The 12556-nt window shown below is 36.1% G+C and carries 8 protein-coding genes; 5 read left to right on the forward strand and 3 right to left on the reverse strand.

Annotated elements, in window-relative coordinates; genetic code table 11:
- Positions 1 to 3: 3 nt before the first annotated feature.
- The 3 genes from IPI15_RS09400 to IPI15_RS09410 all read right to left on the reverse strand — a co-directional run bounded on the left by IPI15_RS09400 (position 4) and on the right by IPI15_RS09410 (position 4890).
- Entirely contained in the window at positions 4 to 177 is a 174-nt protein-coding gene (locus IPI15_RS09400) for a hypothetical protein (RefSeq protein WP_287401956.1), read from the reverse strand.
- Positions 178 to 232: 55 nt separating this feature from the next.
- On the reverse strand, positions 233 to 1780 hold the full coding sequence (locus IPI15_RS09405; protein ID WP_287401957.1) for a lipopolysaccharide biosynthesis protein: 1548 nt from the start codon (positions 1778 to 1780) through the stop codon (positions 233 to 235).
- A gap of 488 nt (positions 1781 to 2268) precedes the next feature.
- Positions 2269 to 4890, reverse strand: coding sequence for an alpha-L-rhamnosidase (locus IPI15_RS09410; RefSeq protein ID WP_287401958.1), 2622 nt, complete (start codon positions 4888 to 4890; stop codon positions 2269 to 2271).
- Positions 4891 to 5147: 257 nt separating this feature from the next.
- Here IPI15_RS09410 and IPI15_RS09415 point away from each other — a divergent pair, with 257 nt between their 5' ends.
- From IPI15_RS09415 to IPI15_RS09435, 5 genes are all read left to right on the forward strand, one after another.
- Complete coding sequence (locus IPI15_RS09415) at positions 5148 to 6506, forward strand: MFS transporter (RefSeq protein WP_287420011.1); 1359 nt, start codon at positions 5148 to 5150, stop codon at positions 6504 to 6506.
- Positions 6507 to 6612: 106 nt separating this feature from the next.
- Positions 6613 to 7359, forward strand: coding sequence for a LytR/AlgR family response regulator transcription factor (locus IPI15_RS09420; protein WP_287420013.1), 747 nt, complete (start codon positions 6613 to 6615; stop codon positions 7357 to 7359).
- Between the two features lie 258 nt (positions 7360 to 7617).
- Entirely contained in the window at positions 7618 to 9501 is a 1884-nt protein-coding gene (locus IPI15_RS09425; RefSeq protein WP_287401962.1) for a sensor histidine kinase, read from the forward strand.
- A 680-nt stretch (positions 9502 to 10181) separates the two neighbouring features.
- Positions 10182 to 10904, forward strand: a complete 723-nt coding sequence (locus IPI15_RS09430) for a hypothetical protein (protein ID WP_287401963.1) — start codon at positions 10182 to 10184, stop codon at positions 10902 to 10904.
- A gap of 656 nt (positions 10905 to 11560) precedes the next feature.
- Positions 11561 to 12502 (forward strand): NAD-dependent epimerase/dehydratase family protein, encoded by a 942-nt coding sequence (locus IPI15_RS09435; protein WP_287420015.1) that lies wholly within the window; start codon positions 11561 to 11563, stop codon positions 12500 to 12502.
- Positions 12503 to 12556: the final 54 nt, after the last annotated feature.

Here is a 12556-nt window from a genome sequence, read left to right on the forward strand (position 1 = left end):
GCATTATTTGATTTCTTCGTAATCTGTGTATTCTTTGCCGGATTTTCCGGAAGAACTGTTTTGTTGTGGTGCTTGTTGGCTTCTGCGCTCGATCTCATTCTTTGCACCATTGAGTAATCCGATCTTATATAGTCTATAAAATGTATAGATAATGGCAAATAAAAATAAATACTTCAAAATGAATTATTATAGTGAAATACAAATTTAACCCTATTTAATCAAAACAGTTGACTTAAAGCTGAAAGTTATTTTTATCAACTTCTGTAGGACTTCCAACTAAGCTGGGTTTTTTCTTAAATCCTGCCGCCAATAATTTGATTTTAACTTTTTCGGAATGCCATATCAATGCAGTAAATGCAAGAATGAGAATCAGTCCAATTATTAGAAGAATTACAAGGTGTGGAGCCCAAATACTTCTTATTTGCCAGAATGCAAGTTGCATGACGACTGCCACTGCCAACCAGAAAAACATGAGTCCAATTTGATAAGGAACTGCCATATGTTTTCTGCCTGCGATGTAACAGATCAATGTTATTGAAAAATAACAAATCAATGTTGCATAAGCTGAACCAATATAACCAAGTCTAGGGATAAGTAGCCAATTAAAGAATAATGTGAGAATAGCCCCAACGATAGCGATAAAGGCTCCGGTCAGCGTTTTGTCTTTTAATCTGTACCAAATTGAAACATTGAAATATAAACCTGAAAAGATATTTGCCAAGAGCAAAACTGGCACTATAGCTAAGCCTTCATAATATTTAGGGCCAATAAATATTTTAAAAACATCTATAAATAAAGTTACCGCCAGAAAACCGTAAAGGCTAAATATCAAATAATATTTCGCTACATCAGCGTAAGTCTTGGTTGAATCTTTGTTTGCGGATTCTCTGAAAAAGAATGGTTCAGCAGCATATCGAAATGCCTGGGTAAATAGTGCGATCAACATTGCCAGTCTGTAATTGGCACCGTATATTCCAAGTTGGAATTCATTTTCGGCTAGTGTGCCGTTGAGAAACCATTTTAAAATGATTCTTCCAAACATTTCATTGAACATAGCGACGAGGCTAACGATGACGAGCGGCCAGGAATATTTGATCATGCGATTCAATAATTTCCAGTCTACATTTCCAAGTCCTTTGAAATATTTACCCAATAAAATAGAGGAAGTAAGTGAACCGAAGACTTGAGCAAGAAAAATATAGGCAATGATAAATTCTGGATCGAACCAGAAAGTGATTAGACTTACATTTTTGGCATAAAGCCATGGGCAAACGATGACGAAAAATATATTAAAAACGACATTGACAAATATATTGAACAACCTCGTCGTCGCGAATTGCTTTGCCTTCCCTTCAAATCGTAATCTTGAGAGTGGTATTTCACAAAAGGCATCCAACATCATAATGCCTGCCAATAATCTGAAATAAACTTCCTCTCCGGCATATCCAAGTGCAGGTGCTATCCATGGTGCAGCAAAGAAAATAATCAATGCCAAAAATATAGATATACTAAAAACTGTGGTGAGGGAATTGTCGAAGGCTGCCTTATCATGTTCCTTTTCTTTACCAAACCTGAAGTAAGATGCCTCCATTCGGCAGGTAAAAAGTATGAGCAGCATGCCGGTATAAGCCATCAACTCTGTAAGATGGCCCATTTTAGGAATGTCAATGATGACTGAGTAAGTGTACATCGGTGTCAGAAAAAAGCTGATAAATCTTCCGACAATACTGCTTAATCCATAGTAGATGGTTTCTCCGGCTAGCTTTTTTAATACTGACATTGTGGGTCAAAGATATAGAAAAAGACAATCTATGATACTGATGCAAACGAAAACATCCGACGCCGTAATCGAAGATACGCAAAGGAGTGTCGTTTAATGGGTCAAATAAATCTTACGGCGATGTTAATTTAGGTTGATAAAAATTAGGAAAATCGTTGTTATTATTGGCTTCATCGTAATATTGCAATATTACAAAAGAGCCTTCTAAAGTCATTTGACTTTTATATTAAAAAGTGTTTCTGATGCACGCCAAAACATCCGACGACGCTTGAATTTTCAGCAGCTTAATTTTTGAGATGATAAATATGATGGAACTGATACGTCGCATGGCGTTAACATTGATAATCATGCGTTTAAATTCACGATGAACTCCGAAGAGTCGTTTGATGGCTCCAAGACATCTGACAGCTTCATGATTTGTAAAGCTAAAGTGTTGCTATCATTGGTTCATCGTAATATTGCAATATTACAATTGAGTTAATAATAATTTATTTCCAAACAAACTGATAATTCCCCGATTCCAATTCCAATCTATCTACTTCAACGATCTTTCCATTTAACCACACTTTTTTGTTTAAAATAAGCGGCAATTGCAATGAAGCACTGGAATTAGGCGGAATCTCCACATCATAAATAATTTCTTTTCCAACTTTCTTCCAGGATGAAACAATCTCGCCATATGGACCGGTATGTTTTGCAGAAAATCGATCCAACCCTTTGACAAAATTTGGTTTCAATAACACATTCTTAAATCCGGGCTGCTCAGGATCCGGCTTAATCCCACCAAGTCCCTTATACATCCATGCACCTATCTCACCAAACATGATGTGGTTCATTGAAATATGCGAATCAGCATCTATCGGCCAGTTTTCATACAATGTTGTTGCACCATTTTTGATCCACCAACCCCAGGATGGATATGACTCCTGTGATGCTAAGGTATAAGCCAGATCCGCATATCCATTTTCGCTCAAAGCATTCAAAATGGCTTTAGTTCCCAATAAGCCAACGTCAAGATGAGATCCATCCGCCACCACTCTTTTGGCTAGATTGGAAGCAACTTTTTCTTTCATTTCATCAGGGACTAATCCCCAGTATAGCGGTACACAGAGTTCCGTCTGAATCCCGGAACCATATAGACCAGTCTCTTTCTTTAGAAATTTATTATTGAAAGCTGTTTTAATCTTCACCCCAAGTGTTGAGTATTTTTGATGATCATCTGCATGGCCTAATAATTTCGCCATTTTTGACAATATCATGACATCTGCATAATAGTAACAGGAAGACGTCAATTCTGCGGAAGCTTTTGATTTGACCGGCACCCAATCGCCCAATCCCCAATCAGTGAGACCATCCGGACTTATTGAAGTGATGTGATCGACATATCTTACCACAGCTTCATAATTGTCCTTTAGGATTTTTGTATCTCCATAAAATAAGTAAACATTCCATGGAATAATGGATATTGTACTCGTCCAGTCAGGACCATTGCCCCATTCATATCCCCAACCATTTGAGGGGATGATACTCGGTAATACACCATTTGGTTGTTGCTCATCACGATGGTCAGCCATCCATTTTTCATAGATCGTAATGCCGTCAAAATTATAAAGACCGGTTTCTATAGCTATTTGTGCATCTCCGGTCCATCCATTTTTCTCTCTTTGAGGACAGTCTGTTGGGTATCCAAATAAATTGGATAAATAAGAATTATTCGTAGCAGTCCAAATCTTATCAAGGACAGGATTTGAAGAAGATATTTCGCCTATTGGCGGCACATCACTATGCATAAAGTATCCGGTTAGGTCTTCCTTTTTCAACTCCAAAGGCTTACTGCTGATCAATTCCACATACTGGAAACCTTTATAATTAAAATGCGGCATAAATACTTCCTCACCTTTTCCAATGAGTGTATAAATGTCAGTTTGAAATGGATCTTTACCATCCGTCGGACGAAAGTGGACATCAATATTCGAAAGATCAGTGTGCCCATCCTTATACAATCTTTCGCTATGTCTAACCTTGACTGCAGTACCTTCAGCCCCTTTTAATTTAATTTTGCTGACACCTGAGATATTCCTGCCAAGGTCGAAAACCCAACATGTATCGTTGATCTTATTCATCGAAATGGGATTAATCGTGTCCACATTTCGAATGGGATGCATGGTTTGTGACACTATATTATCCGAAGGGGCAGATCTTAAAATGACTTCTTTCCACTTTGAATCATCAAATTCAGGCTTATTCCAGCCAGGTTGTTCTAGTCTGTTGTCGATGTGTTCTGCAGTATAAATACTATTAAAAATGACGGAACCTGTTGATGTCTTCCAGTTTTTTCCTGAACTTATTGTTTCTATCGAACCGTCGTCGTAGGTAAGTCTGATGTCTATGCAGAATGCAGGTCTCGCACGCCAAGGGGCCTCATGAAAGTACCATACTGCCGTGGATTGATGATTGTACCAACCATTACCTAATAAGACACCGACAGTATTTCGTCCTTTAATTAATTGATCTGTAATGTCATAAGTGACATATAAATTCCTTCTATCAAACCTTGTGTACATAGGATCAAGGTGGTGGTCTCCCGTTTTGTTTCCATTAAAATACAATTCATATAATCCAGCACAAACAATATAAGCTCTTGCTGATTTGACTTTTTTATTTATGTCAAAATTTGTCCTGAAATAGGGGGCTTCCTTTTTATCGATATTTCTTGTGTCGCTGATCCAGGCGCCTTTCCAGTTGGACATTTGCATCATGCCGGTTTCGAAATAGTTAATATTGGAAATGGAAGAAATACCATTTTGATCCCAAACTTTAACTTGCCAATAATACCGGGTAAAAGATTTCAATGCATCTCCTCTGTAATTAAATAATTGAGCAGCATCATCAATTATTGGTGTGTGAAATACTTCAGATTTTTGATTGTTTAGAACGTTCGAATCAGTTGCAATAAATATTTGAAATGCGCTCTGTTTTGAGCCTTGCCGAGGATCGATTATTTTCCATGTTAATCGTGGATGAGGGGAATCAATGCCAATGGGATTATTTAAATATTCACACTGCAGCTCCTTTGGAATCAATGTTTGTTGCGCTTCAAGAAAAGGCATTATGCAAAAGAGGAAATAAATTTGGAGACATAATGCTCTATTTAATGTAAAAGCCGGCATAAATATTTTTAAGGACAAGATAAATAAAACTCAATACTCACAAAGACCGTTATTTTCTATAAAAATTTATTTAATGATAAATTTATCCATCTATTCGGTAAAGAAATCAATGCCCTCGTCCTTGAAAGTTAAATTTATTTAATAACATACTTTATATTCAACTCTAGATTTAATCCTTTAAATGTTAAAGTCAGACCATGGATATAAATACAATCATTTCTATTGAAAAAAGAAAAAATGAGTTACCTGCGCTTTCTGATCATACCTTTTTGCGCTATTTCAACTTCATTGCACTTTACCTCGCTCAGGGTATACCGGAAGGTATGTTATACTTTGGCTTACCTGCATGGATGGCTGTTAATGGTAAAAGCCCCGGTGAGATCGGCGCATTTGTTGCTGTGGTGACGACTCCATGGACATTCAAAGTGCTGATAGCACCGTTGATGGACCGCTTTACGTATTTACCTATGGGCAAGAGAAGACCTTGGGTATTGACAGGTCAACTAAGTTTAATGGTATTTTTTGTGCTGATGTCAATAGTGCCGGATCCACTTAATAATATGACCTTATTTACTTTGGCAGCATTTATGGTGAGTTTTTCAGGTGCCTTGCAGGACGTGTCCACTGATGGGATGGCGATTGATATTATTCCAATAGAGCAACAAGCAAGAGCAAACGGATTTATGTGGGGCTCAAAAACCATTGGTATTTCTGCTTCGCTTTATATCGGTAGTCATCTCATTAATTCATTCGGATATCATACCGCAATACTAAGCCTGGCCTGCGCTGTATGCATCATCATGATCGTTCCTGCCACATTGAAAGAAAGACCTGGTGAAAAAATTCTTCCCTGGACCAAAGGAATTGCTTCATCAGTCAACCTATTGGCAAAGGTTAATAGTTGGTCAGAAATTGGCAAATCACTTTTAAGGGTAATGAAATTGCGCAACAGTCTGCTCATGATCTTCCCATTATTTTTTGCGACAACAGGCTTTGGTTTAATGAACACGTTATTACCCATTTTTACAATTCAGCAATTAGGTTGGACTAATATTCATTATTCTGAAATCAATGCTACTGCCTCATTAGCAGGTGGGATAGGTGGAATGATGATTTGTGGTATTTTACTTGATAAGTTCGGCAAAGTAAAAATGCTTAGCTTCTTTCTTGTTTTATTGATGCTGTTGCCGCTATCTATCATTTTACTTAAAAATTATTGGAATACTCCTGAATTCATTAACATCTATATTTCAACATATAATTTTCTGTATGTATTTTCCACGATTGGAATGTTTGCAGTGGCAATGAAGCTTTGTTGGAAAAAAGTTTCTGCAACACAATTTACTTTATTCATGGTGGCTGCCAATCTGGGATTGATCGCAGGGCCAGCAATAATTGGGTTTCTGAAAAATAAATTCTCGTGGGATTATATCTTTTTGACATTTTCCTTAATGATGATCATAACATTAATTTTGGTCCAGTTTTTAAGAACGGATGATCAGTTGCATGCGATCTCATTGATGGAAGAGCAAGAGCAAAACATTGTTCACGTATAATTTAAAACTAAAACAATATCTTTTTTATCCGAATTTATGCCCTGAGTGTTTGCAAAACAATTGTTTATATTCAAATTTTACTAAATTTGATCGACAGGCACACACAATGACATATAAATACAAAATATTGATAGTCGAAGATGAGATGATTATCGCCGCAAATATCTCTCTTCAATTAACTACACTGGGCTATGAAGTTACGGGTATTATCCCCAGGGGCGAAGAAGCTCTTATGCATTTCAGACAAAATAAACCTGATATCGTCTTATTGGACATTCAGCTGAAAGGTGATTTAGACGGCATTGAAACGGCGAAATTAATGCAGAAGGAAAGTGAAATTCCAATTATATATTTAACAGCCAATGCAGATGAGGCCCACTTCAATAAAGCTAAATCTACCAATCCGTATGCTTTTATTTCCAAGCCTTTCAAAAAATTAGATTTACAACGAGCAATAGAATTAACGATCAACCGAATTGGAGAGAAAAACACAACTGAAAATCAGGCACATTTAGATTCGGAGCAAGATCCCTTCATAATGGAAGATAGCATTTTCGTAAGGCATCAGGATAAGATGGTAAAGGTCCAGATCAAAGATGTCTTGTACATCGAAGCAGAACGAAATTATAGCAGAATATACGCCCAGGATAAGGAATATCTTCTGGTAATGACACTGAAAGACATTGAAGAAAGAATGCCTCAAAAATACTTTTTACGCATTCACAGATCATTCATCGTAAACATATCACATATCACTGAAATCGCTCCCACTTATGTGGTGATCGGCAAAAAAGCAATTCCTCTTAGTACTGAAATGAAAAAAAACCTGATGATGAGGGTACAAAAACTTTAAGGTCAGAGATCAGAAGTCAGAGATCAGAGTTCAGAAGTCAGCGTTCAGAAGTCAGAAGTCAGAAGTTAGAAATCAGAAGTTAGAAATTAGATGGTAAATAAATGTTAAGAAGGATATTTAATGAACATGTGAAATACAATGTAATTAATTATTACCCATTACGCATTACGCATTACCAATTACCAATTACCCATTACCAATTACCCATTACCCATACCCATTACCCATCAACCGATTACACATTAACTATCACATAAAATGAAGTATTTATTAATTTTTATATTATTCTCAGTTAAAATACTAAATGCTCAGAATACGGCTGTGGATAGTTTAGTTAAAGCAGTAAAACTTGAGAAAAGAGATACTGCTAAATTACGCATTTATAAAGAACTAGTGGGTCAATCCTCCAATGTTGATATTGCGTTGAGCCTGAAATATGCCAAGGAAGCAGTTGCGCTGGCTGAAAAAACAAACAATGCTGAATGGAAACCGGTCTTTTATGAAGCGCAGGGAAGAAATCATGCTAATATGGTAGAGCTGGATTCTGCAATGGCCTTTTTTGATAAGGCCTCAGCAGGGTATAAAGCTATCAATAATACAAGGGGAGAGGCAACAACAAAATTTAAGATCGCATGGGTTTACAAAAGAAAAGGTGAGGTCGATAAGGCGCTGAATTATGATCTGGCTGCGCTGAAATTGATGGAATTACTCGATGACAAAAGAGGAATATGCGATGCTATGTCAAGGGTCGCCGATGATTTGATGAGAATGGACAAATTAAAAGAATCCAAAAGTTATATTGAAAAGGCAATTGCTATTTGTGAAAAATACAACCTTGAATCTGAATATTATTTTGTCTACATGCAAGCAGGTGATTTAGCAATCAACTCTGGCGAGTTCATAAATTCATTGAAATATTACGATCTGGCTAAAGCAGAGGCATTGAAAGCACCTGATGATTTAGCTCAGTTATCAGATGTGGGCAATGCAAGAGGGAATGCTTTGAAAAAATTGAAAAGGTATGCCGAAGCCCTCAAAGAATATTCCTCCGCGCTAGCTTCAGCCCGAAAGGTAAATTATCAGAATGCCGTCTCAGCTTGTCTTGCTAATCTTGGCGAAGTAAATATGATCATTGGAAATTATGAAGAAGCGCTGAAATACCAATTGGAAACCATCAAACTCATGGAAGCCGGAGAGGAATTTACCAACTTAACTGAAAATTATCTTCACATTAGTAATACCTATGAAAAACTTGGAAATCTGTCAAAAGCGCTGGAATTTCAAAAAAAGGCCTTGGATAGTAGAAATAAAGCTGCATCTATCGAAAGCGATGCCGCAATGGCAAAAATGCTAACGCAGTATGAAACTGAGAAAAAAGAAGCCCGGATAGAAGACCAGGAAAGGCAGATCCACCAACAGCAAATTGTCCAATGGTTGGGTTTAGGATTTTTGATCCTTTTAATAGGTTTTATAATTTTCGGATTTATCACTTTCAGAAATAGTAGAAGAAAAAGTAATTTAATTGCCAGTAAGAATGCTGAAAATGAATTATTACTGAAGGAAATACATCACAGAGTAAAAAATAATCTTGAAATCGTATCAAGTTTGCTATCACTTCAATCTGCCCAAATAGACGATGACAGCATTAAAGATGCGATGATGGAGAGTCAAAATAGAGTGAAAAGTATTGGAATAGTGCACCAGAAATTATATCAGGGAACAAATTTGGGCGCAATTGAAATGAAAGATTATTTCATTAATTTAAGTGAAAGCATTCTCGATAGTTTTGGCGCAGAAGATAGAATTACACTTGAATTCGCGATGGATTCACTCGATATCGATATCGATACAGCAGTGCCCATAGGTCTTATTGTAAATGAATTATTGACTAATACTATTAAATATGCTTTTCCACATAGTGAAAAAGGCAAAGTACTGATCAAATTAGAAAAAAGTTCGACAGGAATTTTACGTCTTGAGGTTACTGATAATGGTATAGGAAAATCCGGTGTTATCCAAGGAACCGGCTTTGGAGGACAGTTAATTTCATTATTAACTCGTCAATTAAATGGTACAATGAAGGAATCGAACAATAATGGAACTCAAGTTATTTTCGATTTTGCTCAATTGAAATCGGCATGATTTTTATACTATTTTAATGCTTTGCTTCAAAAATCGAAAATATTAATTGAAAAACATGCAACGCAGATTACGCGGATGATGCTGATTTTGAAGATCAATTATGATATATATATTGTAGGGTTACGATTTTCCACTTTAAGCAAAGGATTATGCATAAGTTATTCGGCTTCAATTTTTTGACCCTTTTTTGGACATTCACCAAATTTAAATATTATTAGCCACTACCGCGTAGCAGCATCGCAGATAATTGCACGAATGATGCTATGCATCTAACACGAATTTATTCGTGCAAATTCGTGCAATTAGTGGCTAAAGAATTAAAAAGTTTAGAAATAAGAGTTTATTCCAAAGTTCTATTTAATTTTTCACATTACAATAATTCGATTAATAGCACATTAATTTTAGTTATATAGGAGAAGGTAGAAGGTAGATTTTATATGGCAATGCATCAATAAAATGAAAATTGCGAATCCTGCCTATCTGGGACCATCTACCATTGTTTCTCAACTACTGATACTTTAAATTATTATTTTAATCTTCTTTACAAAAGTCTCTGATAAGTAAATTAACCTTGTCGGACAATCTTTTGCCATGTTCGTCCTACATAGCCAAATGTTTATCTAATTTATTAGTTATTTAGATTTGAAATTAATTATAGTTTCAATAAAATAATTAAATAAATGAAACGAATTCTATTGCTATTAATGTTTGCCCCAATTTTTTTAATAGGCCAAACTCCACCAGCTTCGATGTTAAGCGTCAGCGAAATTACAGTAAAAATGGGCCATGAAGCTCAATTTATTCAAGGTGTTAAAATGTATAATGAATGTTATGCCGCAGCTAAAGGCACGGATAAATGGAACATATACAGGAGATATCAAGGCGAAGGTATAGTCTATCTAATCACCAGTTTTTACAAAAATTGGGTGGATATGAATAAAGATGACGCTGCAAGTAATTCATGTAGAAGTATTATTACTAATTTCATTATGCCCCATATGGAGAAGAACAATAGTATGGTCGCCAAGACCATGCCTGAGGTTAGCAAAACCAAACCGGTTGATTTAAAAATGATTTGGGTTACTACATATAGTGTTCACGATGGTATTGGCTTTGAGGCAGCATTGACAGACTTTTCAAACGTGATAAAAACTGCCGAAGGTGATACAAGATCCTATTGGTTTAAGCTCGTAGGAGGCTCAATGGATGATGGAGATTATGTTTCATCAGTGCCTTTTACCGGATATGAAGATATGGATATAGTTCGCGAAAATACCTGGAAAGTATATGAAAAATCTCAGGGTAAGCAAAAATCGGATGCTTTGCGGACTAAAGTTCTTGGGCTGATCGAAAATAGTTGGTCTTATTTATATGAGTTGAAAGATGACCTTAGTGTTAAATAACATAAGTTTCGAAAAAAATAATTTCTATAAAAAACCTTGATATCACTTAGATTAAAGTTAGAAATTAGTTAACCTGTAATGCTTTGCTTCCAAAATCAAAAATAACTTGATAAGGTAAAATGAGATATGTAAAATGTCGATTAGCGCAATATCCCCTTCTGCAAGAGGGTGAACGACGAAGAAAAGGTGCAAAAGCGACCTTTTCAAGGAAGTGAAACGGAACGAAGGCACGAAGAATGAGAGCCAAAGTGAAGTCAGAACATTTGAGAGGTACGATCAAATGCTTCTGTGATGCCAAGGGGGAGTTATCGATATGTATAATTTTTATTATTTGCATGTTGTTGATTAACAATATTTTGCAATGAGTTATATAAGAGAAATTAGAAATTAGAAGTCAGAAGCTTGCCCGACAAAGTAAAGCAACGGCGAGGAAATTAGATGTTTGAGTAGTGCAAATGAAACCAGGCAGATACTCATTAAAATTTGCTCCGTAATTTATATTAAATAGCTTTTTAGAATTTCAATATTCAATGAATAATTTATAGAGTAACATTTTGAATTTTTGAAATTAATTTATTACTAAACATTTACTCCTTCAAGCCCTGCCTCTTCATTGCGGATTGGCAGGGTGTTTTTCACAAATTAAATTTTATACCATGAATAAAAAAGTAGGTATTATCGGTGGTGCAGGATTCATAGGAAGTCAAATTACAAATGTATTCCTCGATAATAATTTTGAGGTAAAAGTGGGCACTACAAATATTTCTATGGTGGAAAAATATCAACACCTGATGAATTTAAATTCTTCCCATAATTTGCACATCAGTGAGCTTGATGTAACGGATAAAGAAGTACTTAGGACGTTTGTATCTGATTGTGATATTGTCATACACAGTGGAACTCCTTTCATCCTTGATGTGGAGGATCCTCAAACTCAATTATTTGACCCAACGATCAAGGGCACAGAAAATTTCCTTGAAATAATTCACGCAACTCCGGGTATTGGAAAAGTCGTATTCGTAGCATCAGTTGCTTCCTATAATACCAACTTTCCTATGCCGGCAGGAGGACGGGATTTTTATGGAACATTCGATGAAAACTCGGAGAAATTTACAAGCATAGAAAGTCATCCATATGCTCAGGCCAAGTTTATAGCAAATCAAGTTGTTGAAAAATTTATTGCCGAAAACAAAGATTTGAACTATGAGATAAGCTCTGTATCACCGGTTATGGTCATGGGCAAGTCCTTGTCTGGGCGGGAAGATTCTACTTCCGGGGGACTTCAATATTTAATTAAAAACATGATTGCACCGGATGCTTTTATTCAGTCTCTTTATGATAATGATGTTCCATTTTCGATAGTTGATGTGAGAGATGTCGCGCAGGCAATATTTAATTCAGCTATTACAAAAGGTCTTCATGGAAAAAATCATTTACTCGCAAGTGAAACATACAGAGTTTCAGATATTCATTCTATGATGAATGGCAGAAATGCTGCACATGGACCGACAAAAGTTTATAATAGTGATTTGGCCCAGCAGGATCTTAATATGAACTTCAGACCAGTCATTGAGACACTCCGCTACTGTTGTGAATAATTAAACAAAAATTTAAATTAATACGGATAAGCCGAAAACCGTTTAGAGTAGGCA

Source organism: Candidatus Brachybacter algidus (genome assembly GCF_016707225.1).
GTDB lineage: Bacteria > Bacteroidota > Bacteroidia > Chitinophagales > Saprospiraceae > Parvibacillus > Parvibacillus algidus.